Source organism: Candidatus Tisiphia endosymbiont of Temnostethus pusillus (assembly GCF_964264675.1).
Classification (GTDB): Bacteria; Pseudomonadota; Alphaproteobacteria; order Rickettsiales; family Rickettsiaceae; genus Tisiphia.
This window is the reverse complement of sequence record NZ_OZ183472.1, coordinates 1,355,133-1,381,792: the sequence shown is the minus strand read 5'-3', so window position 1 is coordinate 1,381,792 and position 26,660 is coordinate 1,355,133. Positions and strand designations below refer to the sequence as shown.

The window sequence follows — 26,660 nt, the reverse complement described above, 5'->3', positions numbered from 1 at the left end:
ATTTTTTTTACTAGAACACTTAGTGCTAGCTAAAAACATGTTATTAATAATCTTTTCAAGATAATAATAGTTAAATTTATGGTAGTGAGTATAAAATTTGCCGCTGAATTACGGGATAAATTATATGGATTAAATCTTTCTGACCCAAAACATCTACAATTTTACCAAGAAATGGTATTTATTTTTATTAAAGGTAATGAAAATGAAATATTACAAGTATATAAAGACATTAAGGGATACAACACTATAGGGATAGGCTTTAACATGGATAATCCAAGAGCAAAAATTGTGTGGCAGACAATATTCCAAGGTTCTTTATCATTTGACAAAGTTTATAATGGCGATAAAGCTATTACAATACAACAATCTCGAATGATATATAATCGTAAGAGTGCTGTTAATCGCCTAGAGCTAAAAAATATTTATGGCAAGTCTTGGGATAAGTTAAAACCTAACGAGATGTCGATGATTGAGGATATGTATTGGAATGGTGGTAATAAGCTAGTAGGTAAATATACCAAGTTTTTTAAACATATGATCCTTTATACTGAAAGTTCTAGATTAAAATATCTTATACAAGGATTAATCGAGGTAAGAGAAAATTCTAATAAAGAGAGAATTAGGGGTATTCAAAATCGTAGAAATGTACAAAGTGAAATAGGTGACTCGTCCAAATGTTCTGCTCCGGCGATAAGGACATGATATAACTTTTTTTTCACAGCGACCTCTTGTAAAATTGACGAGAAGACACTATATCAAAACTTATCAAGTTGATTTATTAAATTGGGATTAGGAGTGTATATGGCAAAGATCATAGGTATAGATTTAGGAACAACAAATTCTTGCGTCGCGGTAATGGAAGGAAAAGAACCAAGAGTTATAGCAAATGCTGAAGGAGTTAGGACTACTCCTTCAATGGTAGGATTTGGTAATGACGGTGAAAAATTAATTGGCGATCCAGCAAAACGTCAGGCTGTAACCAACCCAAAAAATACTTTATATGGTATTAAAAGATTGATAGGTAGAAATTTCTCTGATCCTATGGTCAGGAGAGATCAAGACCTTGTCCCATACCAAATAGTAAAAGCTGCTAATGGTGATGCTTGGGTTGAAGTTAAAGGAGAAAAATATTCTCCTAGTCAGATTAGTGCTTATATTCTACAAAAAATGAAAGAAACAGCCGAGAATTATCTTGGTGAGAAGGTAACGCAAGCAGTCATTACTGTACCGGCATATTTTAATGATGCACAGCGTCAAGCAACCAAAGATGCTGGTAAAATTGCTGGTTTGGAAGTATTAAGGATAATCAATGAACCAACAGCAGCCGCTTTAGCATATGGTTTTGATAAAGCTGAGAGCAAAATAATTGCAGTTTATGATCTTGGTGGTGGTACGTTCGATGTATCAATTTTAGAGATAGGTAACGGTGTATTTGAAGTTAAATCTACCAACGGTAATACTTTCCTTGGCGGAGAAGATTTTGATTCGAGAATTCTAGATTATTTAATTGATGAGTTTAAGAAAGAAAGTGGTATGGATTTACGCAAAGATCCTTTAGCTTTACAACGTCTGAAGGAAGCTGCGGAAAAAGCTAAAAAAGAATTATCCTCTGTAGCTCAAACTGATGTTAATTTGCCATATATTACGGCTGATAGCTCGGGTCCTAAGCATTTAAATATAAAATTTACTAGGGCGAAATTAGAATCCTTAGTGGCAACGTTAATTGATGATACAATAGAACCATGTAAGAAAGCTTTAAAAGATGCTGGGCTAAAAGCTTCGGATATTCAAGAAGTAGTACTTGTTGGTGGTATGACTAGAATGCCAAAAGTTATTGAGAAAGTAAAGGAATTCTTTGGTCGTGAACCACATAGAGGAGTTAACCCTGATGAAGTCGTGGCTCTAGGTGCTGCTATTCAGGGAGGAGTGTTAAATAAAGAAGTTACTGATATATTATTGCTAGATGTTACCCCTTTATCTTTAGGTATTGAAACTCTTGGTGGGGTATTTACTAGGCTGATTGATCGTAATACTACTATACCGACTAAAAAGAGTCAGGTATTCTCTACTGCTGATGATAACCAGCATGTTGTAACGATTAGGGTATTCCAAGGTGAACGGGAAATGGCATCTGATAATAAGATACTTGGTCAATTTAATCTTGATGGCATTCCGCCTGCACCACGAGGATTACCGCAAATTGAAGTAACTTTTGATATAGACGTTAATGGTATAGTTCATGTTTCTGCCAAGGATAAAGCTAGTGGTAAGGAACAAAAAGTAACTATTCAAGCTTCTGGAGGTCTTAGTGATACAGAAATTGAACAAATGGTAAAAGATGCTGAGAAAAACGCTGAGGATGATAAAAAGCGTCGTGAATTAATTGAGTCTAGAAATAGTGCTGATAGCTTAATTTATTCAACTGAAAAAACTATAAAAGAACACGATAGTAAAATATCAGCTAGTGATAAACAAGAAGTAGAAAATAGCATAACAGAGTTAAAAGCAGCTTTAGAGTCAGATAATCTTGAAGAAATTAAAGCAAAAACTGATGCTCTTATGGCTAGTAGTATGAAAATAGGAGAAGCTATGTATAAATCTCCGTCAGGCGACGATAATAATGCGGAATCTGAAGCAAGTAATGACGATAAAGTAGTTGATGCTAATTACGAGGATGTAAGCAATAAGTAATTACTAGACTTGCTGCATAAATCAAAGATAGTTGAGGGATTTTTAGGAGAAACGAAGCCGGCTACCTTCGCGTACACAGACGTACGTGAGGAGCGGAGGCGAGTTTCGACGACAAAATCACCAACTAGATTGACTTATGCAGTAAGTCTACTAATGAATGTAGATTGCTTCGTTGCCGCTAAAGTGACTCCTCGCAATGACGAGTAACGCTATTCGAGTTAGCTAAAAGTAAAATTTAAAATAAGATATACTTAATTATGTCGACAAAAGATTATTACCAAATACTTGGGGTTAGTAAAACTGCTACCCAGGAAGAGCTAAAAAAAGCTTATCATAAATTGGCGATGCAATATCATCCTGACCGTAATACACAGGATAAACAAGCAGAAAAAAAGTTCAAGGAAATAAGCAGTGCTTATGATATCCTAAAAGATGAACAAAAAAGAGCTGCCTATGATCGTTTTGGACATGACGCCTTTCAGAATTCAGGTGGAGCATCGTCAGCTGGAAGACATAACAATAGTGGACCTGATATAAATGATATATTTGGTGAGTTTTTTAATGATTTTATGGGCAGCGGGACAAGAAGACAACGACCATCAACTAATATTAGAGGTTCAGATCTAAAATATGATATCACAGTTACTTTGCAAGAAGCATTTCGTGGTATCGACAAAAATATTAGTTTTACCAGTGAAGTAAAATGCCAAACATGTAACGGCAACGGGTCAGAAAGTAATGCCGGAATGACCAAATGTGACGCTTGTGCAGGACAAGGGGTTACTAGAAGACAACAAGGCTTCTTTACATTAGAACAAACTTGTGCAAAATGCCAAGGTGCAGGACAAATAATTAAAAATCCATGCAAAAAATGTCATGGTCAGGGGCGTTACTCACAACATAGAAATTTATTAGTAAATATTCCAGCTGGTATTGAAGAAGGTACTAGAATAAGGCTTACTGGTGAAGGAGATGCCGGAGTGCGAGGAGGAAATAACGGGGATTTGTATATTTTTGTTACTATTAAACCGCATGACCTCTATAAAGTTGATGGAATTAATTTGCATTGTAGACTACCTATTAGTTTTATTAAAGCTGTTTTAGGTGGAGAAGTAGAAGTTCCCGATATAGAAGGCGGTAAGGTAAAATTACAAATACCCGCTGGCACACAAAATGGCGAACAACTTAGGTTAAAAGGCAAAGGTATGTCTAAGGTTAGATCAAGCATTAGAGGTGATATGTTTGCTCACATACATATTGAGATACCAAAGAATCTTAATAAAAAACAAAAAGAATTACTAGAATTGCTGGATAAAGAATTTACAAGCGACAAAGATGAGGATGATGCTAGTTTTTTTAATAAAATGAAAAACTTATGGTCATGAAATTTTATCCATTTTACTCGATAATCAAGTTTTTCCTTAACTGTCTTCAGATTTCTTATTTAAAGCAATTAAATAAACCTCTACTGACTCTTTACGACTAGAAGACGGTTTAAAATGCTTGACCTTATGAAAATTAAGCTTAACTCTGTTTAGCACATTATTCTCCGTACCACCTCGAAAAATTTTAGCAATAAAATGCCCACCCGGTCTTAAAATTTTTAAGGCAAAGTCAATCGCATGCTCACATAAGTCAAGAGTCCGAATGTGATCAGTTGTCGCATGACCTGTTGTGTTCGCAGCCATATCACTCATTACAATATCAGCACTACCATCTAACATTTTTATGATAACCTCTTCAGTACCTTTAGCATAAAAGTCTTTTTGCAGACAATGCACACCAATAATTGGCTCAATTTCAAGCAAATCAACTGCAACTATCATGCTATTATTACTCCCCGACTCATCAGATTTAATGATTTTGGCAGCAACCTGACTCCAGCCACCTGGTGCAGCACCTAAATCAACTAATTTCATCCCTGGTTTTAACAGATTAAATTTTTCATGGATTTCCAGCAACTTATAAGCTGATCTAGATCTATAACCATCAAGCTTTGCTTTAGAAACATATGGATCATTTAATTGCCGCGCAAGCCACTGTTTTGACGAATTTTTACGCTTTTTTGCAGTTTTAACGGCAACAAATTTACCTCTAAATCCTAATATATTAGATGTCATGACACATGTTCTCGCTAGTTTTTTTAGCAATTCTATCCAATACAGAATTAACAAAGCCAACCTCATTTTCATTCAACATATCACTTGTAATGTCGGTGAATTCATTAATTACCACTTTACTTGGAACATTTGGAAAAAATTGTAATTCACAAATTGCCACACGCAAAAGAGCAAGAAGCAGAACAGGTAAGCTAGTAATTTGCCATTCCGATGTCAAATGCCTTGATATCATCTTATCAATTTGAGATAAATTTAGAACTACAGACTTTACTAACAATTCAAAATAACTTATACTTAACTTCACTTTTATTGGTTTGTTTAAATCATTAGCTACTCGTTCATCTTGATAGAATTGAACAATTTGTTGCATGATCCGATCTATGTTTTGATCAGGACTCTCCGGTTTATACTGATAAATTGCCTGTACCGCAGCAATACGTGCTATCGTTTTGGTACTAATCTTGGTTGAGGTCATAAAAACTTTGATGTATTGGTAACATATTTAATCTATTAGCTATAGCAAAAAAGCATAATTTAGTAAACCTATTTAAAAAATAATGAGTTGTATGTTATCAATATTCGGATTTATTCTAACAATCAGCTTATTAGTCTTTATTCATGAGTTTGGTCATTATTACATAGCTAAAATATTTGGAGTAAAGGTTGAGGAATTCTCGATAGGTTTTGGTAAGGAACTCTTCTCTAAAATAGACAAAGATGGCGTAAAATGGAAAATTTGCACCCTACCCTTCGGCGGTTACGTTAAAATTTATGGATTTGACCCTGCAACACTTAAAAATACTCAGGATAATAGACCACTCACTTTTCTTAGCAAGCCTCTTTGGGTTCAATTCTTAATTATAGCTGCTGGACCTATAGCTAATTACTTGTTAGCCATTCTCATATTCACAACTATTTATTTTTCTCATGGTCAAGTAGAAATACCTCCTATAATTGGTGAAGTAGCGGTCAATTCACCTGCTGAATTAGCTGGGCTTAGAGAAAATGATAAAGTTATTATGATTGGCACTAATAAAATTGATAGTTTTGTCGATTTACAGAGAAATATATTCATGAGCGGAACTAAACCCATCAATCTTTTAGTTGAAAGGCATGATGAGATTATTGATATTGTTATAACTCCAAAAGAGATTAGTCAAAAACTGGATAATCAACCTGAGATAAAAAGACCTTATATAGGAGTTATTGCTAAGAATGAACCTATTTACATTAAAATGAATATTTTCCAAAGTATATATCAAGGTTCTGTAGATGTTGTTTATATCTCAGGTTTAATTTTAAGACACTTTGGACAAATGCTAATGGGAACAAGATCGCTAAATGAAATTGGTGGACCAATTACCATTGCCAAGGAATCAGGAAAATCTTTAGAACAAGGGGTAGCAAATTTTGCTCTATTTGTTGCCATGATATCAATTAATCTAGGTCTACTTAATTTGCTACCGATTCCAGTTCTAGATGGTGGACATTTAGTATTTATAATATATCAAATAATTTTTAGAAAAACACTTAGTGGGGCAATAAAAAATGCTATACTAAGATTAGGTATGGGGATAATTATTTTTCTTATTGTAATTTCCTTGTCAAATGATATAAAAAACTTAGTATTTTAAATTTCAGTATGACTTATAAAACCAAACAAAAGAAGGTTCTTGTGAAAACAAACTTCAAATCAACTATTAAACTAGCTATTTTGGCAACAACTGTTTTATATAATACATCAGCTTTATCGGCTGAGTATATTAAAAAAATAACTATTCAAGGTAATAAAATAATCGAAAAATCGACTATTGAAAATTACTTAAAGCTTCAAGTAGGAGAAGAATATAATACATCCAAAGGAGATGAAGCAATCAAAAACCTTTACTCAACGTCTTTGTTTGACAATATAAGTATTACACTAGTCAATGGTGGTAATTTGATAGTTACTGTATCAGAAACTCCGTTTATTACTAAAGTAGTGTTTACAGGTAATTCTAAAATCAAAACATCCTCATTATCAAAAGAATTGCTTACCATGTCTGGTGAATCAATGAGTCCAGCTAAAATCCAATTAGATGTGGAAAAAATTAAAGAGATATACAAACGTTCAGGTCGTTTTTCTACAACCGTAACGCCAAAAATTGAGAGACTTGAGAATGACAGAGTAAAAGTTACTTTTGATATTGCAGAAGGACCTAAAACAACTGTTAAAAAAATCTATTTCAGTGGAAATAATAATTACCGTAGTACAGAACTACAATCTGTTATCCTAACAAAACAGTCAAAATGGTTTAACTTTTTAGAAACAAATGATACCTACGATCCAGACCGCCTAGAGTATGATAAAGAATTGTTAAAGGAATTCTATCAGTCAGTAGGATTTGCCGATTTTCGTGTTATTTCTGTTACAGCAGAACTCAATCCAACCAAAGAATATTTTACTATCACTTACTCTATTGAAGAAGGGGCAAAATATAATTTTGGCAACATTACTATTGACAATAAATTACCTAATATTGATATAAATGAAATTAAAAAATATATTAATGTTAAGTCGGGTGATACATTTAATATTAATAGTTTAAATAAAATAGCAAATAAAATCTCTTCACATTTTGCAAGTAAAGGTTATCCAGGAATTAATGTTTATCCTGATATAAGTAGTAAAAACCCTGATAATACTGCTGATATTAAATTTGTTATAGATAAGGCAGAAAAAGTATTTATTAATCAAATTAATATTACAAATAATCTAAAAACTGAAGATAAAGTTATTAGACGAGAATTTAAAATTTCTGAAGGAGATATATTTAACCGTTCTTATATAGAAAAAGGTCATCAGAATCTACGCAATTTGGATTATTTTGAAAAAGTACTTATTAGCGTTACACCAACAACACGAAAAGACAAATATGATATTAATATTGACGTTGAGGAAAAATCAACATCTTCAATTAGTTTTGATGCTGGCTATAACACAGCGGGAGGTCCATTTGGACGTATATCATTTTTGGAACGTAATTTAATTGGTACTGGAAAAGTGTTAAATGCTGGAGTACAAGTAGGAAAAAAGAGTATTAGTTACTATGGTGGCATAACCGAACCTCATTTTCTTGATAAAGATGTATCGCTAGGTTTTAATGTTTTCAATAATTATAGCGGTCGTGGGACTTCATTTCTTTCACAAGGAGATCAAAATTATACGTTAAAATCTATAGGACTCAAACCTTCTCTTGGTTATGATATCGCGGAAGACTTAAGACATGAAATTGACTATACTCTTAAGAGAGATGTATTAAGCTCTCCAGGTAATTCAAGCTCTATATTCTTAACTGAACAGATGGGAAAATTCATCACATCAGCCATCGGACATACTATCACTTATAATCAGCTTGATAGTAGTATTATTCCTAAAAATGGTTATGTTATTAGCGGCACTCAGGAATTTGCTGGTGTCGGGGGTAATAATAAATATTTAAAACATGAACTAGACGGTAAATATTTTAAATCTTTTATCAATAATAAATTCACTTTAAAACTTTCAAGTAGTGTCGGTGATATTATGGGTGTAGGAGGTAAAACTGTAAGAATTTCTGATCGGTTTAATTTGGGTGATTATAGCCTTAGAGGATTTGCTGCTAGTGGAATAGGTCCTAGAGAAAAAACAACAAATGAAGGTCTTGGCGGAGAAAAATATTATACATTTTCAACAGAACTCAACTTTCCAACTGGTTTACCAGAAGATTTTAATTTAACAGGAGCTGTTTTTATGGATGCTGGTAGTCTTTGGGGTGTAGGATTAAATTCTAAAAGTATTTATAAATCTGATAGTTTTTATAATGATAAATCACTTCGTGCTTCTGTTGGGGTGGGTTTTATATGGGTTACTCGCTTTGCCCCTATCAGAATGGATTGGGCTTGGCCAATTAAAAAGAAACCTTATGATGAAAAGCAACTTTTCCATCTAAAGTTTTCTACACACTTTTAATATTGTAACATGAGTTCGATATAATATAGTAAAATCCTATATAATTAAGAGATTAAATTTAAAAAAACTTGTAAGCTCTATATGAAATTAACAAAATTATTATTTTATACCATCACTACCTGCTTAGCTTTATCTAGCTGTAAAACTAAGAAGATAGATGAAGATTTAATTGTTCCAGCTCCTGAATTATACAATAATGGCATTGTTTTACTGGAAAAACAAAAATATTTGAAAGCTGCTGAAGAATTTTCTAGGATTTTCTATCAAGATCCTGGTAATAAAATGACTCCTCAAGCTGAGTTAATGCAAGCCTATTCTTTATTTTTAGCATGTCAGTATGAGGAAGCGGTAGATGTACTTGATACTTTTATTAAGCTTCATCCAATGCATGAAGATATTGCATATGCGTATTACCTAAAGGCATTATCGTATTATATGCAAATCTCAAATGTACAGCTTGATCAATCAAGAACCCTTTTAGCTAAAGAAAGTTTTGAAGATGTTATAAAACTTTTCCCTAAAACAAAATATTCAATTGATGCATCTTTAAAAATTGATTTAGTAAATGATCATTTAGCCGGTAAGGAAATGGATGTAGGTCGTTATTATCTCAGTAGAAATAACCCGATAGCTGCTATCAATAGATTTCAGCTTATTGTGGATAATTACCAAACTACATCACATATACCAGAAGCACTTTATCGTTTAGTAGAAAGTTATTTAATGTTGGGACTTAAGATTGAAGCAAAGAAATATGCTGCCGTACTTGGTCACAACTATCCAGATAGTAACTGGTATAAATATTGCTACTCATTAATTAAGAACTCTTTAAAAGAATGAAACCTAATGTTACAAAGTCTTTCGGTAAAGAATTTTATTTTGATAGACGAATTGGACATAGAGTTTGAAAAAGGACTATGTGTGATTACCGGCGAAACAGGAGCTGGTAAGTCTATTTTGCTAGATGCAATTTTGTTCTCTTTAGGTAACAAATTCTCTGATAATGTAATAAAACATGGATGCGATTATTGTACGGTTGCTACAACATTTACTCTCAATAATGATTTAAAAAAGCTTTTGGAACAATTTAATATTGAATGTGACCAAGAATTACTAATAAAACGTATCCAAAAATCTGGTAACCGCAAAAAATTTCTTATAAATGATCAAGCGGTGACAGTAAATACCTTGCAACAAGTAGCAGATTATTTATTTGAACTTCATGGACAAAATAGCCCTACTACCCTTCTTACCCCCTCCTCCCATATTAATATTCTAGACGATTATGGAAACCTTCTAGGTTTAAGAGCTGAATTATCCGAGCATTTCAATATTTTACAAGCAACTACTAAAGAAATCAATAAAGTCACAAAAGATAAAGATACTATAGAACGAGAGATAGATTATTTAAATTTTGTAACCAAGGAATTAAAAACTCTTGACTATCAAGTAGGAGAAGAAGAAAAACTTACCACTATAAGACGCAGTTTACAAAATCGTGATAAAGAAATACAAGTAACTCAAGATATATTATCACATCTTGAAACTCCTGAAATTAATAAGTCCATTACTAATGTTCAACGTTTAATAGCCCGTAACTTACAGGAAAATGAAGAATTTGCCTCTATTTCATTAAATTTAGATGATTGTTATAATAGTCTAGAAGAAGCACGTATAAAATTACAAAACATTATTAATAACTTCGATACAAATGAATTTAACTTAGATGAAGTGGAAGAAAGGCTGTTTAAAATTCGTGACATAGCACGAAAATATAATATTTCTTGCGATAAAATACCTGAATTTGTTGACAATTCTGCCCAACAATTAAATGCCCTGAAGGATAAAATTAATAACGTTAAAATCCTAGATATTAATAAGCTAGCTGGTCATAAAAAATATTTTGAACTAGCTGAAGATTTATCGAATCAGCGTTCTAAAGTAGCCAAAAACCTAGAGTTAGCTATGCAAAAAGAGCTTGAACAACTTAAAATGGAAAAGGCAATTTTTAAAGTAGAAATAGTACCTAAGGATAATATTGCAAACCAAACTGACAATAAACATTTTTTGGAAGACAGGGATACTTCTCAAGTAATGTTATGTAGGGTATCAGATAATGGTATCGATAATGTGCGTTTCGTTGCCTCAACTAACCCTGGTATGCAACTTGCTCCTATTGATAAAATTGCTTCTGGTGGTGAATTATCAAGATTTATGTTAGCACTAAAAACTTGTCTTTTTGATAAACTACTTAAGGAAACTATTATTTTTGATGAAATAGATACGGGAATTGGTGGTATCGTAGCCGATAAAGTAGGAGAAAAACTAAAAAATCTTAGCTCTATTGCCCAAGTTATCGCAGTTACTCACCAACCGCAAGTGGCAGGTAAGGCAGATCAGCATATTGTCGTTAACAAGCTACAATTGAATGAAAGTACTAAAATTACTATAAAAAATCTAAATCTTCAAGAGAGGCAAGCTGAACTTGCTCGCATGATCTCAGGTAAATCCATTACCGATGCGAGTTTGAAGGCAGCTAAAGAGCTTCTACATCCTTAGCCGCCCTTCCCTTAAGCAACCACCTTTTTCTTAATTACTTTATTAGGATTTACTTGAAGTTTTTCTTTAATTCTAGCTGCTTTACCACTTAGATTTCTTAAATAATATAGTTTAGCACGACGTACTACACCATATTTAACAACTTCAATCGCATGTACAATTGGTGAGAAAATCATAAATCGTCTTTCCACACCTTCACCATGACTGACCTTACGAACTACAAAAGAAGATGCAACACCCCTATTTCTTCTAGCAATTACTACGCCTTCATACATTTGAAATCTTTCTAGTAATTTTTCCTTACCATCTTTTTCAACTGCTCGATCAATTATTTTTACAGTAACCTTTACAGTATCCCCTGCTTTAAAGTCAGGAATCTTTTTATTTTCCGTTAGTTTTAGAATTTGCTGTTGTTCAAACTCTTCAATAATATTCATTACCTTAAACTCCTATAAAATTAATAAATCCGGTCTACGTTTTTTTGTAATCTCCATAGACTGATTACTTTTCCAATCTTTAATTAACTGATGATTACCAGACAACAAAACACCCGGAACTTCTCTGCCTTTCCATTTTGCCGGTCTCGTATATAGAGGACATTCAAGCAATCCAAAGAACTCTCCATTTTCCTCAAAAGATTCTGATTGCAATGTGTCTTGATTCAGTAATACATTCGGAAGTAATCTAATCAAGCAATCAAGAATAGCAAGAGCTGCCACCTCACCACCAGATAAAATATAATCCCCTATACTAATTTCCGTCATATTATACTCTTCAATTACACGTTCGTCAACCCCTTCAAAGCGACCACATAAAATTATTATTTGCTTTTCTTGTATAATTTCACGAGCAATATTTTGGTTAAATAGCTTTCCTCTTGGTGAGGGATAATATATTTTGGCATTAGGATTTGAAGACAAAACATGCTCTATACAACTACCCACCACATCTGGACGCATTATCAGTCCGTTACCACCACCATAAGGCTCATCATCAACATTTTTATGCCGAGTTAATCCAAAATCTTTTATATTAACCACATTATAAGACCAAATACCCTTTTCTAAGGCTTGCCCTGCAAGAGAATATTGCAAAAATCCAGGGAACATTTCTGGAAATATGGTTAATATTGATGCATGTAATGAAGACATTTAATAAATATGATGAAATTTTAAAATAAAAAAATTGATTTGACTTATATTATAGTTTATATAATTAGGCAATATGAATCCACTAACACTTTATTGTTAATCTTCATCATTTATTTTTCGGAGCATGGCGCAGCCTGGTAGCGCATTTGGTTTGGGACCAAAGGGTCGGGAGTTCAAATCTCTCTGCTCCGACCACTTTCTTATTATATCTAACATTTAATACCTCCTTTACTATTAAACAAATGTGGGCTGATATGGGGTATCAGTCTAAAGATTTAAAGGGTCTCATTAGGAAAAGTATAACATAGATTTAGAAATTGTTAAACGACCAGCGTGCAAATTTTGGATACCAGAAAGTACACCATCAGAACTATTGCCAACAAGAGAAGTTGGGTTTAAAGTACAGCCAAGGCGATGGGTTGTTGAGAGAAACTTTGCCTGGATAAAGAAGGCTCTCCAATGAATATGATTTTCTTACTGATTCTAGTGAAAATATAATTTTTTTGGCTATGAGTCGATTACTTCTTCGTAGGATATTTATTTCTATTACTTAGTTTGCGGACAAACTCTCAGATGCATCCTTTACTCATGAAGCTATATGTGAAAAAATTGTTGAACAAGGTGGAAAATTTGAGCTTACTCTTAAAGCTAATGAAGCTAATTTACATTACCATAGTACACAAACATTTGAAAAATACAGGCAGAAGGTCAGGAAATTAAGAGTTTTGCAGAGAATATAGATTTACAGCATGGGAGAATAGAAAGAAGAAAAATCGAGATAATTGAATGCCATTTGGATATTTAAATGGCATATCAAGCAAATATGCAAAATTACCCGAAAAAGAGAAAAGAAGAACAAGGCTAATGGTTGTAGAAACAGAGAATGTATTAATGATTACTAGCTTAGAGAAAAAGTCTAGTCCAGAAGAATTGTTAAAATTTAACAGAAGTCATTGGTCATGCGAAAATAATTTAAACTGGATAAAAGATAAGGTTTTTGAAGAAGATAAGTCAACTATTAGTATTGGAGAAGCTCCGTTAATAATGTCATTATTGAGGACAACAACTCTTTCTATAATAGCTCTATTTTCAAACAAAATTACTGAAACTAGAGAAAATTTTAACAATTATAGACATAGGTTATTTAAATTATTCTCAACTTAAAGTTAGAATTTTTAAACTGCCCTGATTGGATATAGACAAAGGAGTGTTTTACATGACAGCAATATTATGGTATACTGATGCCAAAGTGTACTCAGTCACTAAATTCTCATCAATTGACTATAAATATCAAGTTTATAACTTACAATAATATATTATGAATTTTATCGATGAAGCTAAAATATACTTAAAAGCCGGTGATGGTGGTGATGGGGTGATTAGTTTTCATCGAGAAAAATATATTGATATGGGTGGACCTGATGGCGGTGATGGTGGTCGTGGTGGTAGCATTATTTTTAAGTGCAATTCTCATCTTAATACTTTAGTAAATTTTAGGCATAAACTGCATTTTAAAGCAGAAAATGGTGAGAATGGTAAAGGCTCAAACCGTAGTGGGAAGTCTAAACCTGCTTTACTCTTAGAAGTACCAGTAGGAACACAAATATTCTCAGAAAATGGCGATGTTCTACTATATGATTTCACTTCCGATGAACAAACTTTTGAAATTCTTAAGGGAGGCAAAGGCGGGCTTGGTAATAGCCATTTTAAGTCATCTACCAATCAAGCTCCGCGACGTAGGACTGAAGGTGTTGTTGGAGAAGAGATGTGGGTAAATTTACAACTCAAACTACTTTCAGATGTTGGTCTTATAGGTTTACCTAATGCAGGAAAATCGACTTTTCTTGCAACCACGACATCAGCAAAACCTAAAATTGCTGATTATCCATTTACCACACTAAGCCCTAATCTTGGTGTGGTTTATGTAGATGATGAAGAATTTGTGATAGCTGATATCCCAGGCTTAATAGAAGGAGCTCACTTAGGACATGGACTCGGTGATAAGTTCCTAAAACATATTGAGAGATGTAATTTATTGATTCATTTGATATCAGCAACAAGTGATAATTTGATTGCTGATTATAGAACTATTAGGAACGAGCTTGAATCATATTCGAACTTATTAAAAAGTAAGCTCGAAATAATTTGTTTGAATAAGTGCGATGTTTTGTTAGAAGAAGAAATTAAAGACAAAATTATAGAATTGCAAAAAATTACTAGTGAGGAAATTTTTGTAGTGTCTAGCTATACAAGAACTGGATTAAATAGGGTAATTAAAAAAGCTCTTGAAAACGTAAAAAATACAAATCCTCCCAATTTGAGATAAGAATTAGTTAATTCTTATCCCAAATTAGCTCCCTTCCATATATTTTTCAAACTTATTTTTCTCATCCCGATATTTATCTGCATCCGGTAGGGCTGGTTTTCTAACGGCAATATTTGGCCAAATGCTTGAGAAAAATTTAGCTCTCTCTATCCAATCAATCAGCTGTTCTGACTCTGGCTTAATAGCTTTAACCGGACACTCAATCTCACACACTCCACAATCAATACATTCATCAGGATTAATTACCAACATTAACTCCCCTTCATAGAAGCAATCGACAGGACATACTTCTACACAATCAGTATATTTACATTTTACACATTCGTCGGTAACAACATAAGTCATAAATTGTCATACTCCTTGAACTTGGTGATTAAAACGCAAGCTCTCAAACCCAATACTAATAAAAAATATAGTATAGCACTGATCAACATTAGCACTAAGGGCAATAACATAGAATTATCAATTGTCGGACTACCTAGCCGTAAAACACTTGCTGGCTGGTGTAAACTATACCAAATATTTACCGAAAATTTTACTATAGGAACATTGATAAAACCAATCAGAGCAATCACCGAAGCTGGTCTTTCAGTACGGCTTATCCTATCACCACTATTTACCACCACGATATAACTTAAATAGAGCAAGAATAGTACGAACATTGAGGTAAGTCTAGCATCCCAAACCCACCAAGTCCCCCAAATAGGCTTTCCCCATAATGCCCCCGTCACCATACTAATCAGGCAAAAAACTGCACCAATAGGGCTACTGGCCACTGCCATTAAGAACGACATTTTAGTCTTCCACACTAGGTTAGACAAACTACAAATAGCTATGAATGTGTAAATCCCTAGTGCCATCCAAGAAGCTGGTACATGAACATACATAATCCTGACCATATCACCTTGTTGGTAATCTGGTGGTGAGACTATCAAAGCTTGATATAACCCCACCCCCATTGTTACCAACATTGCAACTAGCAATAATGGTAGCATGGTTCGTACTAACTTACTAAAAAAATAAGGGTTTAGTAATTTAAACATTTAGATATTTGATTAATTATTTTTAAATATTGATTATAAAATAAATCACTATTGATGTTAGTCACTTGCCAATTCTCACTTGCAATTGCCACTACTTCTACTTTAAAATTTTTATAAAGAGCAACATCTTGATCAAGACTTAGCAATAAACATTTACTATGGGACATAGCTAATAAATGCTCAAGATTACTAATATATTTGAGACTCTTTTGATCAGAGCTATATAATTTTGCAACTCTTTTTTGGCTATTATCAAAAAAATATTCTAAACTATCACTAAGCAAGATCACATCTGTTAAAGACGCTAATCTTTGATGTTTGATTTTCGCAAGATCATCTATTTGTTTTTTTGCCTCTTCAAAATTTTGGTAAACAGCTGAACTAATCTCAGGAAATCGTTGAGATAATATCTGAGATAATTGTTCCAATAGTATTTTTACATTATCTAAATCAAGCCAAATATGCCAATTACTATATGAGTCATTACTAATAATTTTTAGCCTATTAAAATTACTAATTTTAATGACGTTTTTACTATGACCATTCATTAATTTGCCAGCAAAGCCATCAAATTGCTCATCTATATAAAATACAATATCTGCATCTTTGACTTTTTTGAGATCACTAGGTCTCAAATTATAGTGATGTGGGCAATCATTGTTATTGGCAATGGCAACAATTTCTGCTTGCTCTTTCACTAACATCGCTATAATGCTTGCTAGTGGAGTTATGCTAGTAACAATTTTTATCCTACCTACGTTAGCAAAAGATACCTGACTAAGTAATATCATAATTATAGCAATAAAAATGCTAGCACTAATATTAATTTTCATTTTTTTCTTAATTTTCACCGTTATTTTTCAATGCCTTGGATGTTTTGTTTTTTCCAAGTATACTCAAATGATTTGAGTATATACTATTCTACTTTGGGAATTATTTAGTTGCTCCGTCAAAAGTCTATAATATAACATCTACTATATTTAAATGCAAAAGTTGTCATTCCTGCGTAGGCAGGAATCTATAATAGCTCGGGTCTTTTTAGGAACAATTTTAGATTCCTGCTTACGCAGGAATGACAAACATTGTTCTTTGGTTATAATGCTAATTGATTATTTTTTTCAAGAGCAAACAAATCTTTTTGAAATTCTATATTATTCATATCTATTTTTATTTTAGACATGTTCAATTTTCTCAACAATTTCTTGTAAGTTATCTTTTGGTTTATTGCTTTCTGCCCACGATAATGCTTTATCTAGTTTAGTTAAAGTATCTCCTTGAGATAACCATTTTTCTGAGGTTGGAACAAATTTTCCTGTTTTAATGATCCATGTGCCATTATCTAATTGTTCGATTAATACCATTTGTCCTGCAAATACTTTGCCAAGCGATAGTTGACCGTTACTACCTATTACTTTCACTTGTTGATTTTGATTCATAATATTTTCCTAATTTAGTACCTTAGGAATTTACTATACAATAATTATATTATTTTATCAATAGAGCCTAGGAGGCTGTCGGACAGGGTAATTTAAAAGTCGGGCTGCAAGCCTAATAGATAAAGGAAGAAGTGCTTAATATGCACTCGATGTCATTCCCGCGTAGGCGGGAATCTAAAAAAATAAACCTACAAGACTATTAAGTATTATGGATTCCCGCCGTTGCTAAGAATGACATCGATGGTGGTTGGGTTTACATTTATAGCAACTATTAATTATGACTTTTAAATTGCCCTGCTGTCGGAAATAACTAATTCAAGTAATTGATGTTTATTAAGTGTAAAATCACTGGCAATCCAAGATTTCTTTAATTTACCTATCACTGTGCCAATAGCTTTACCATGAATATTTAATTTCTGCAAGTCATGCCCATTTATTGGAAATATTGGTCGGGGTTTAGATTGGTATGCATCTAGAAATTTATTTGCTATATCTCTATTTAATTTACCTAATGATACTAAAGTAATGATATATTGCAGATAATCATCAGGATAATCAGCCGTTTCCCACCAAATTTCTCGTAATGTAAATTCGTTGATTTCTTTATTAACAAATCTAAGTATAGTAATGATTTTGAGGGCGATTTGCCGAGAAAATTTTAAATTTAATAAATCACTTAATGGTAAGTTCTTTATGTGGTAAAATAAAAGTGAATACCTAGTGTAAGGCTCTAAAGAACCGAAATTAATTGCTTCCATCAAATGTTTTTTATCAAATTTACTAACTGGTAATATTATTTGCAATATGCCATTATCAAACATTTGCTGCAAAATATTAGGACTATTATCTGAGATAATCAACTTGTCCACCTCCCATTTTATCCGTTCTTTTGATAATAATTTAAGATTTTCTCGTAATTTAATACAAGCATCTAGCCCATTATGATCTAACTGTCTTGCATAATAACAGGAAAAACGGAAGAATCGTAAAATACGTAAAAAATCTTCTTCAATTCGTTCAAATGGCTGTCCGATAAATATTACCTTAGATTCTCGTAAATCATCTATTCCACCAAAATAATCATAAATTTTATGCTCAAATGGACAATAGCTTAGTGCATTAATAGTAAAATCTCTTCTAGTAGCATCCTCCATAAAATCATCAGTAAAAATAACTTCTGTGTGCCGACCATCACATTTTATATCTTTTCTAAGTGTAGTAATCTCAAATTTCTCATTATTTAATAAAGCCGTAACTGTGCCATATTTTATACCAGTTGGGATAACATTAATATTGGCTGTTGATAAAATATCTGTTACTTGCTCTGGTAATAAATTGGTTGCTATATCAATGTCGTAGTTAACAACACCAAGAATAGCATCCCGAACAGCTCCGCCGACAATCCTTGCTACTCCGCCACCTAGTTTAATTATTGACAAAATTTCTTTGTAATAGCGTGATTGGATAGATAATTCTTTTTTTACAATGTACATTATAAAAACACCTTATTTTTATTTTATGTCATTATTTACAAGCATATTCTTGATTTCATTCAGTGTTAGCTTTTGTTTCTTTAATCGTTGAATTTCTATACATTGTTCAATCATTTCAGATGAGTAAAGCTGATAGCGTGATTTAGTAACATCAGCAATTTCAAGCAAGCCTTCCTTAGTCCAAAAACGAATTGTTGACACAGTTTCACTGACAGCTTTTGCAAGCTTACCAATTCTTAATAATTTCTCTGATAATACTACATCTGAAGAGTTTACAGAGTTTGCTGCTTTAAGATAAATATCAAGAGAACGATTGACTGCATTAAATATAATCTTTTCATAGGCTTCTTTTGAACCACCAAGTTGTGCAGTTTCTAGAGATGTTACATAAGGTAATCTCTCTTGTAGTCTAATAATAGCCGGTGGATAGCCTGCCATTATTAGAATTAAATTCATCAATAATCGTGCTGTTCGACCATTCGCGTCTGAGAAAGGATGGATAGTTACTAGTCGATAATGTGCTTCTCCTGCAAGTGCTACAGGATGCATATCTTTAGATGAGTTTAGCCATGCAATGAAATCTGCCATCAAGTTTGGTACTTTTACTGGATTTGGCATTATTACCCTTGAACCTGAAATACGTACTGTTACTTGCCTATAATATCCAGCATTATGATCATCGATACCCTTTAGGATAAGAGCATGAATTGATAAAATATCGTTTTCAGTAATTTCACAAATTTTCTTTTGCTGTATTTCATGGATTAAGTCCAAAGCTTGTGCATGATTTCTTGCCTCAAGATGTTCTACTAACGATTTTCCACCAACTGTTAAGCCTTTTTCAATTACCACAGCAGTTTCCAAACGCGAGAGAGTATTACCCTCAATAGCATTACTGGTATAAGTCAACTCTACCTTAAACCACTGCTCCAAGTTTTTAACCAACTCTGGAGTTAATGGTCTGATTTTATCCAGTTGCTTTTTTTTGTTGTCTAGTAGGTCATATTTCATATAGTAAAATATAAAGTATCACTTAATGCTTTTCAACAATTATTTTATCATCTATATTTAATAATTAGTCGCTCCGTCAAAAGTCTAGAATATAACATCTAGTATATTTAAGTGCAAAGGATGTCATTCCTGCGTAGGCAGGAATCTATAATATCTCGGGTTTTTTTAGGAACAATTTTAGATTCCTGCCTACGCAGGAATGACAAACATTGTTCTTTGGTTTTAACCACGAACATGTATTATCTCTTACGTCTACAGCATTTCTGACGGATTGACTAATTAATTCCCTACTAAACTATTAGCAAATTCTGCCGGATCAAACGGTTTTAGATCGTCTACCTTCTCACCTACCCCTAAAAAACATACTGGTAAGGCGAATTTTTGTACGACTCCTACCACTACACCAGCTTTTGCCGTACCGTCTAATTTAGTGACTATCAGACTTGTTATGTTAGCAATAGCAGCAAATTGTTCAACTTGGTTATATATATTCTGTCCAGTGGTCGCATCAATTACTAATATACTATGGTGAGGAGCTGTATCATCAATCTTCTTAATAACCCTAACAATTTTGGCAAGTTCTTCCATCAAATTCTTCTTGTTATGTAACCTTCCAGCTGTATCAATAAATAATATATCAACATCATTTTTTATTGAATACTGCATAGCAAGATAAGCAACACTAGCAGGCTCAGCTGATTCTTCACCAGTAATAAACATTGAACCACTTTTATCAGCCCAACTAGATAATTGACTAACAGCAGCAGCCCTAAATGTATCACAAGCAGCAATTGCTACTTTTTTCCCCTGTCTACGATAAATGCTGGCTAGCTTGCCTATTGTCGTAGTTTTCCCTGACCCATTAACACCGCAAACTAGGATAACATTAAGCTCTTTATCATACAATTCAAAAGGCTTGCTAGTTTTTACCAATAATTGCCCGATAATGTCAGCTAGCTGTTCTTTGATTACCAAACCACTTACTTCTTTATCAAATTTGATATCTCTTAGTTTATCGACCAGCTCTATTGCCACAGAGGCTGTGATATCTGCAGATATTAACAACTCCTCTAATTCATTTAAAGTTTGCTCATCTAGTTTTTTTTTATAAAATATCTGGTCAATGCCCGAAGATATTTTATTTGAACTATTAACTAATACCTGCTTTAATTTAGTAAATATAGATGTCATTTTACCGCCGCTCTTTTAAGTCGATCATTGATTGCAACGCCAATACCAACCTCCCGACTTCCGCAGTTTTTGATAAGGTCAAAGGTTGGAAGGGGCATGGACATGAGGGTTACAGATTTTTAGGCACAACATTATTTGCTCATCTGCTTATTCTTCTTTCAACTGTTCTATTTCTTCAATAGTTAACCCGGTAAATTCAATGATTTCATCCATTGGCTTTCTTTTATCCAACATTTTTTTTGCTATATCTATTTTTTCTTCAGCTTTACCCTCAGCTTTACCCTCAGCTTTACCTTCAGCTTTACCTTCAGCTTTACCTTTAGCTTTACCTTTAGCTTCACCTCTAGCTTCAGCATCTTCAATTTGTTGCTGTTCTACCGCTAAATTATCAAGACGAGCTTTGGTCATTTGCTCATAGGTGTTAAGTTCTGCCTCTGACCAGCTAGCTTGGTCTACAGCCTCAAAGGCTCTTCTAATAATTTCATCCTTACCTATTAAATGCTCTATTTCTGTTAATGTTAATTTACTATCTCCTGCATGCTTAAAAAAATACATCCACTTCTCTTCAATAGTTTTTAGCTCATCTATAGTTTTTTTAAATTTCTCAAGCTCTAAAAAAACAAAGTAAAAATCTTTTAAATCATGAGCATAGGTCTCTGTCTCTAAAATACGATGTTCTGATTTCCAATGTTTTCTATCGCTAAACATCACAAAATCCGCTATTGCTAAAAATATTACTCCTTTTAATTTGGCGTATACTGCCAGTTTCTTGTGTTTCTCATCTTCCTCAAGTCTCTGCTGAGAATATGCTTTAGCTGCATAATATTGGGCTCTTTTTTCAAATCCTGGATGCTTGCTTACCTGCATCTCTACTATGAATTGATTACCGTGTTGATCTTTACATAACACATCAACAATAGACTTTCTGTAAATAGCAATATCAGGGTCTTGGATAGTTGGTAAAAACGTCACCTCAATTATTTGCTCATTTTCTTTACACTTAAGAACATCGTTTAAAAAATGTACAAGTATATCTTTGTTCTTTTCCGTACCAAAGATTTTACGAAAACAAAAATCATTTTTAGGATCAAGAAACTTTGATAAAAACATATAACATAACCTCTTAATTGTTACTAAATATCACCATTATTTATCTGAGTCATTAGACCATTTGAGCTGAATCTTCTACGCTTATTTTACCATCTTCTTTACTAAAAAGCTTGCAATAAATTGATTTTAATTGCTCTTTTATTAGTAAATTTGGTGGGGATGAGTTAATTGATAGTTTCATTCGCTCATTACCATTGTATCTATTACATTTGCAGCATCGCGGCTTGTTGTGCCTAGTAACACATGACCTTTATATCCATGCCCCTTCCAACCTCGGGCTTTCTCAAAAATTGCGGAAGTCGGGAAGATATTTTATTTGAACTATTAACTAATACCTGCTTTAATTTAGTAAATATAGATGTCATTTTACCGCCGCTCTTTTAAGTCGATCATTGATTGCAACGCCAATACCAACCTCTGGGATAGAGGCAACGGCAATTGCTAATCCATTTAATTCTGCATAATTATCCAATATTCTAAGACTGGCAAATAAGTTGCTAGCTGTTTCAATTAAATCACCAGTTAAACTTAAATTAAGCGAAAAATTACCCTCTAGCTTACTATCGGCAAAATTAAGCCCTACCTCATTAGCTTCTAAACTCTCTGCATTCAATCTTACTTTAACTCTTGGCGAGTAGTGTTTATTCATCATCCCCGGAGCTTTAATTTGCATCAAGCTGGATGTTTTATCTAGTTTCTTACCAATGGCCTTCTCTAACGCTTCCAACGTAATAAAACCATCTCGCAAAATAGTTAAGTTATTAGTAGTACTATCTACTATGGTTGATTCTATACCATATTGACACTTACAATCATTTAAATTATCCTCTAAAATAAAAATATCTTGGTCATTTGCAAAATGTTCCTGTACATGCTGTAAAGTCGTGCTACTAATATAACCTGATGGGTTAGCACTAGGGGCTGCTATCGGAGTACCTGACTTTCTTATTAGCTCCAAAGCAATATTATGTGATGGTATACGGAGTGCAACCGTTGTCATCCCAGCTAATACTGATTCCGCTATATTTGCCCCACTTTTTAATGGTACAACAATCGATAAAGGTCCTGGCCAAAAGATATTACTTAACTTAAGAGCATCTGCATTAAATTCCCCTATAGTTTTAGCTTGGCTCATAGTTGCTACATGAACAATTAGAGGATTTATGCTTGGACGCTTTTTTATCTTAAAAATCTTCTGGCAAGCTTGCTCATTACTAGCATCTGCCCCAAGTCCATATACTGTTTCTGTTGGAAAAGCTACTACATTACCAAGTTTTATGAATTTGGCAGCCTGCTTTAATGTATCAGTCATAAGAAACTAAATTTTGCTAATTTATCAAATAATTGGGTAACCATTCTGAGCAACAATAAACGATTATTGGCAATGTTACGATCTTGATCTTTGACCATAACATTATCAAAAAACTCATTGACAGGTTTTAATATTTCTAGTAACAGGCTAAGAGTTTTAGTAAAATCTTTTTCTACAATAGAACTATCAATTTGCTTAGAAATAACTCCTAATGATAAAAATAATTGTTGTTCATATTGTGAAATAAAAGCCTTTTGATCAACTTCTCCTTCTATATTACTACCTTCTAGTATATTATTTGCTCTTTTGTAAATAGTTAATAAATTTTCACCATCCACTCCAGCGAGAAACTTTTGTAAAGCACCGAGCTTTATTTCGCTAATCACTAAATCTCTTTCAATATCAAAATCAAGCACCGCATTAATTAACGATATGTCATAGTGATTTTTAAAATAATATTTGGCTCGTTCTTCTAAGAACTCTAAAATTATCTGACTAGTTTTATTTAGCCCACTATCATGCCCTCCTCCCTTTACGTCTTCAAACATAGTTTGATATAAGTGAACTACATACGCAACTAATTCCTTAATATCAATATTTAACTTATTAGCTAAAATTATCCTAATAATACCTAATGCTTGCCGTCTGAGCGAGTAAGGGTCTCTTGAACCATTTGGCTCTTCTCCTATTAATATCAAACCTACTAAACTATCCAGTTTATCAGCAATCGCCAATATTGCACTATTTCCCATTGGCAAATTATCTGATGGTCCTTGTGGTTTATAATGATCTCTTATTGCCAAGGCAATCTGATCATTTAACCCTTCGGCTTTGGCGTAATAATATCCCATAATACCTTGCAGTTCAGGGAATTCTCCCACCATTTCAGTTGTTAGGTCACTTTTACAAAGTTTAGCTGCTACTTGCAAATCCTGATTTCCTGGCATTAGATAATTACAAATATCATCAATTCTCTCTGTTTTTTGTTTGATACTGCCAAGCTTTGCATGGAAAGTTATCTGCTCAAGCTTTGGCAATTTTGATTCTAAACTATTAGATAAATCCTGCTGATAAAAATATAATGCATCAGAGAGTCTAGCAGCTAGTACTTTTTCGTTACCACTTATTATAACATTTTGATCATGTCGCATATTACTAACAAAGAGAAAATAAGGGGCAAAATTACCAGCTTGGTCAAAAGTACTAAAATACTTCTGATGGGTACGCATTGAGCTAACTAGTACTTCACTAGGTAACTGCAAAAATATCTCAGGTATTTTACCCGCCATAACAACTGGCAATTCTACTAGTCCTGTTACTTCTTCTAATAATTTCTCATCATCTTTGATAACTAAATTAAGTGTATTGGCTATTTTTGATAGCTGACTTTTTATTATCTCCTTACGTTCTTCTTGGTCAATAATGACATTACTCTCCCGCAGCTTATTCTGGTATTCAGAAAAACTGTCTATAGTAATCGGTTCAGGACTAAGAAATCTGTGTCCAAAGGTAATATTATTTGCCGTCAAATGTCCATATTTAATGGCTAGTATTTCTCCATCAAATATACATAAAATATTCCTAAGCGGTCTAATCCAACTTATATCATAATTCCCCCAATACATAGATTTTGACCAAATATACTTACTAATTGCTTTAGGAATTATCTCTTGCAATAATACTCGTATATCGGTTTCTATGCTACTCTTTGCTATTATATAATATAATTGCCCTTGCACTAATAGCGTAGATAATTTATTTTGCTCAATATTATTTGATCGACAAAACCCTTCTATAGCCTGCTGCGTTGCCGAAACTTTTGGCCCTCTTATGGTAATTTCTTTTGGTAGTATAGATTTTGGTAAATTTGTAATATGTACAGCAATTCTCCTAGATCCAACATATAGCTGAACATCAGCAACTAGCTCGCTTTCTTGCAAGATTGTCGTAAATATGGTTTTATAGCTTTCCGCTGCATTTTTCTGCATCAAAGCTGGTATCTCTTCGCTAAAAAGTTCTAATAATAACTCACTCATATTAACTCTTCTTTATCTTCTAGTTCTAACCATTTATTACAGCACATTTTTGCCAAATTACGTATCCTGAGTATGTAAGATGCTCTCTCTGTTACACTAATTACCCCCCGGGCATTTAACAGATTAAAAAGATGACTAGCTTGAATACAATAATCATAAGCTGGCAAAGGTAAATCTGCAGCGATTAATTCATTACATTGTTTCTCACTATCAATAAAATGCTGAGATAATATGGCTATGTCAGCTAATTCTAAATTAAACTTCGAAAATTGTTTTTCAGCGGCAAAATCTACTTCACCATAGGTTAAAGCCTTTTCTCCAACTTGACCATTCCAGTCAAGATTTCTTACCTCATTGATTCCTTGTATATAAAGTGCCAGACGTTCTAAACCATAGGTAATCTCACCAGCCACTGGACGACAATCAATACCACCAATTTGTTGCATATAAGTAAATTGTGATACTTCCATACCGTCACACCATATTTCCCAACCAAGCCCAGCAGCACCGAGACTAGGAGACTCCCAATCATCTTCAACAAACCTAATATCATGTTTTTGTAAATCTATACCAAGACATTCAAGACTCTTTAAATATAGCTCTTGTATATCATCAGGAGAGGGTTTTAGTATAACCTGAAATTGGTAATAATGCTGCATTCTATTAGGATGCAAAGCGTATCTACTATCATGAGGACGCCGAGAAGGTTGAACATAAGCTACAAACCAAGGTTTCTTACCAAGAGTTCGTAGTACAGTAGCAGGGTGAAAAGTACCAGCTCCAACATGAGCGTCATATGGCTGCAAAATTGCACAGCCATAATCTTGCCAGTAATTTTGCAAGGTCAAGATAATTTGTTGAAATGATAATTTTTGCATATTGATAAATTTGTTTATTTTTTAGAGGAACACACCCTATTTTGTAATTAGGGAACTTCCTGCACCTTCGATGCCACCCCACAACTGTTGAAAGTTAAAAAATCGTCATTGCGAGGAGACCGTAAGACTTAAACTGTCATTGCGAGGAGTTACCTTAGTAGCAACGAAGCAATCCCGTTTTGTGTCATACCTGCGAAAGCAGGTATCTAGATTCCCGCCGTTGCTAAGAATGACAACTTACAGTGTCATTGCGAGGAGACCGTAGGTCGACGAAGCAATCCATATGACAAGTTTCATGGATTGCCACGCTCA

The 26,660-nt window shown here is 33.4% G+C and carries 24 protein-coding genes, 1 tRNA gene and 1 pseudogene; 11 read left to right on the top strand and 15 right to left on the bottom strand.

Translation table 11 applies throughout. The annotated features are described in order from the left end of the window. Nucleotides 1-78: 78 nt before the first annotated feature. From ACFEL2_RS06260 to dnaJ, 3 genes are all read left to right on the top strand, one after another. Nucleotides 79-702: a hypothetical protein gene (locus ACFEL2_RS06260; protein WP_375331798.1), complete on the top strand. Its 624-nt coding sequence runs from the start codon at nt 79-81 to the stop codon at nt 700-702. A gap of 99 nt (nt 703-801) precedes the next feature. After that, nucleotides 802-2,691 (top strand): molecular chaperone DnaK, encoded by a 1,890-nt coding sequence (gene dnaK, locus ACFEL2_RS06255; protein WP_375331797.1) that lies wholly within the window; start codon nt 802-804, stop codon nt 2,689-2,691. 257 nt (nt 2,692-2,948) lie between these two features. Next, complete coding sequence (gene dnaJ / locus ACFEL2_RS06250; protein ID WP_341751849.1) at nt 2,949-4,076, top strand: molecular chaperone DnaJ; 1,128 nt, start codon at nt 2,949-2,951, stop codon at nt 4,074-4,076. A gap of 36 nt (nt 4,077-4,112) precedes the next feature. On the opposite strand, the gene ACFEL2_RS06245 is transcribed toward dnaJ, so the two are convergent. Together ACFEL2_RS06245 and nusB are read right to left on the bottom strand one after the other, a co-directional pair. Then, entirely contained in the window at nt 4,113-4,811 is a 699-nt protein-coding gene (locus ACFEL2_RS06245) for an RlmE family RNA methyltransferase (protein WP_375331796.1), read from the bottom strand. Then, nucleotides 4,801-5,286 carry a transcription antitermination factor NusB gene (nusB, locus tag ACFEL2_RS06240; protein WP_341751851.1) on the bottom strand — a complete coding sequence of 162 codons (486 nt, stop codon included), beginning with the start codon at nt 5,284-5,286 and terminating at the stop codon, nt 4,801-4,803. Before nusB ends, ACFEL2_RS06245 begins: the two co-directional genes overlap by 11 nt. 91 nt (nt 5,287-5,377) lie before the next feature. Here nusB and rseP point away from each other — a divergent pair, with 91 nt between their 5' ends. From rseP to recN, 4 genes are all read left to right on the top strand, one after another. Then, nucleotides 5,378-6,445, top strand: a complete 1,068-nt coding sequence (gene rseP, locus ACFEL2_RS06235) for an RIP metalloprotease RseP (RefSeq protein WP_341751852.1) — start codon at nt 5,378-5,380, stop codon at nt 6,443-6,445. A 41-nt stretch (nt 6,446-6,486) separates the two neighbouring features. Then, nucleotides 6,487-8,802 (top strand): outer membrane protein assembly factor BamA, encoded by a 2,316-nt coding sequence (gene bamA / locus ACFEL2_RS06230; RefSeq protein ID WP_375331795.1) that lies wholly within the window; start codon nt 6,487-6,489, stop codon nt 8,800-8,802. Between the two features lie 81 nt (nt 8,803-8,883). Continuing rightward, nucleotides 8,884-9,642, top strand: coding sequence for an outer membrane protein assembly factor BamD (locus ACFEL2_RS06225; RefSeq protein WP_375331794.1), 759 nt, complete (start codon nt 8,884-8,886; stop codon nt 9,640-9,642). Nucleotides 9,643-9,648: 6 nt separating this feature from the next. Then, the gene (gene recN, locus ACFEL2_RS06220) at nt 9,649-11,361 is read left to right on the top strand and encodes a DNA repair protein RecN (protein ID WP_375331793.1); all 1,713 of its coding nucleotides are present in this window, start codon (nt 9,649-9,651) and stop codon (nt 11,359-11,361) included. A gap of 11 nt (nt 11,362-11,372) precedes the next feature. On the opposite strand, the gene rplS is transcribed toward recN, so the two are convergent. Further along, on the bottom strand, nt 11,373-11,798 hold the full coding sequence (gene rplS / locus ACFEL2_RS06215) for a 50S ribosomal protein L19 (protein WP_375331792.1): 426 nt from the start codon (nt 11,796-11,798) through the stop codon (nt 11,373-11,375). 12 nt (nt 11,799-11,810) lie between these two features. Then, nucleotides 11,811-12,512: a tRNA (guanosine(37)-N1)-methyltransferase TrmD gene (gene trmD, locus ACFEL2_RS06210; protein ID WP_375331791.1), complete on the bottom strand. Its 702-nt coding sequence runs from the start codon at nt 12,510-12,512 to the stop codon at nt 11,811-11,813. Nucleotides 12,513-12,630: 118 nt separating this feature from the next. Here trmD and ACFEL2_RS06205 point away from each other — a divergent pair. From ACFEL2_RS06205 to obgE, 4 genes and pseudogenes are all read left to right on the top strand, one after another. Beyond that, nucleotides 12,631-12,707, top strand: a tRNA-Pro gene (locus ACFEL2_RS06205). Between the two features lie 26 nt (nt 12,708-12,733). Continuing rightward, nucleotides 12,734-13,066, top strand: a pseudogene (locus ACFEL2_RS06200) (transposase); the annotation flags it as partial. A gap of 232 nt (nt 13,067-13,298) precedes the next feature. Further along, nucleotides 13,299-13,676, top strand: coding sequence for a transposase (locus tag ACFEL2_RS06195; RefSeq protein WP_375331790.1), 378 nt, complete (start codon nt 13,299-13,301; stop codon nt 13,674-13,676). Between the two features lie 154 nt (nt 13,677-13,830). After that, the gene (gene obgE / locus ACFEL2_RS06190; RefSeq protein WP_341751858.1) at nt 13,831-14,838 is read left to right on the top strand and encodes a GTPase ObgE; all 1,008 of its coding nucleotides are present in this window, start codon (nt 13,831-13,833) and stop codon (nt 14,836-14,838) included. Between the two features lie 24 nt (nt 14,839-14,862). Here obgE and fdxA read toward each other — a convergent pair whose 3' ends face one another. The 11 genes from fdxA to ACFEL2_RS06135 form a co-directional block, all read right to left on the bottom strand. Beyond that, nucleotides 14,863-15,183 (bottom strand): ferredoxin FdxA, encoded by a 321-nt coding sequence (gene fdxA / locus ACFEL2_RS06185; protein ID WP_341751859.1) that lies wholly within the window; start codon nt 15,181-15,183, stop codon nt 14,863-14,865. Further along, a complete protein-coding gene (locus tag ACFEL2_RS06180) occupies nt 15,180-15,881 on the bottom strand; it encodes a heme ABC transporter permease (RefSeq protein WP_375331789.1) in 702 nt (233 codons plus the stop codon). Before ACFEL2_RS06180 ends, fdxA begins: the two co-directional genes overlap by 4 nt. Continuing rightward, complete coding sequence (locus tag ACFEL2_RS06175; protein ID WP_375331788.1) at nt 15,866-16,714, bottom strand: metal ABC transporter substrate-binding protein; 849 nt, start codon at nt 16,712-16,714, stop codon at nt 15,866-15,868. The genes ACFEL2_RS06180 and ACFEL2_RS06175 overlap by 16 nt, the downstream gene beginning before the upstream one ends. Before the next feature lie 339 nt (nt 16,715-17,053). Further along, entirely contained in the window at nt 17,054-17,317 is a 264-nt protein-coding gene (locus tag ACFEL2_RS06170) for a hypothetical protein (RefSeq protein ID WP_375331787.1), read from the bottom strand. A 284-nt stretch (nt 17,318-17,601) separates the two neighbouring features. Further along, on the bottom strand, nt 17,602-18,810 hold the full coding sequence (locus ACFEL2_RS06165) for a CCA tRNA nucleotidyltransferase (RefSeq protein WP_375331786.1): 1,209 nt from the start codon (nt 18,808-18,810) through the stop codon (nt 17,602-17,604). An 18-nt stretch (nt 18,811-18,828) separates the two neighbouring features. Next, complete coding sequence (locus ACFEL2_RS06160; protein WP_375331785.1) at nt 18,829-19,821, bottom strand: Fic family protein; 993 nt, start codon at nt 19,819-19,821, stop codon at nt 18,829-18,831. A gap of 279 nt (nt 19,822-20,100) precedes the next feature. Beyond that, nucleotides 20,101-21,012, bottom strand: coding sequence for a signal recognition particle-docking protein FtsY (gene ftsY / locus ACFEL2_RS06155; RefSeq protein ID WP_375331784.1), 912 nt, complete (start codon nt 21,010-21,012; stop codon nt 20,101-20,103). A 147-nt stretch (nt 21,013-21,159) separates the two neighbouring features. Further along, on the bottom strand, nt 21,160-22,122 hold the full coding sequence (locus ACFEL2_RS06150) for an Rpn family recombination-promoting nuclease/putative transposase (protein ID WP_375331783.1): 963 nt from the start codon (nt 22,120-22,122) through the stop codon (nt 21,160-21,162). 361 nt (nt 22,123-22,483) lie between these two features. Beyond that, nucleotides 22,484-23,434 (bottom strand): L-threonylcarbamoyladenylate synthase, encoded by a 951-nt coding sequence (locus ACFEL2_RS06145; protein ID WP_375331782.1) that lies wholly within the window; start codon nt 23,432-23,434, stop codon nt 22,484-22,486. Beyond that, nucleotides 23,431-25,470, bottom strand: a complete 2,040-nt coding sequence (gene glyS / locus ACFEL2_RS06140) for a glycine--tRNA ligase subunit beta (RefSeq protein ID WP_375331781.1) — start codon at nt 25,468-25,470, stop codon at nt 23,431-23,433. The genes ACFEL2_RS06145 and glyS overlap by 4 nt, the downstream gene beginning before the upstream one ends. Then, nucleotides 25,467-26,348, bottom strand: coding sequence for a glycine--tRNA ligase subunit alpha (locus ACFEL2_RS06135; protein WP_341751870.1), 882 nt, complete (start codon nt 26,346-26,348; stop codon nt 25,467-25,469). The genes glyS and ACFEL2_RS06135 overlap by 4 nt, the downstream gene beginning before the upstream one ends. Between the last annotated feature and the right edge of the window lie 312 nt (nt 26,349-26,660).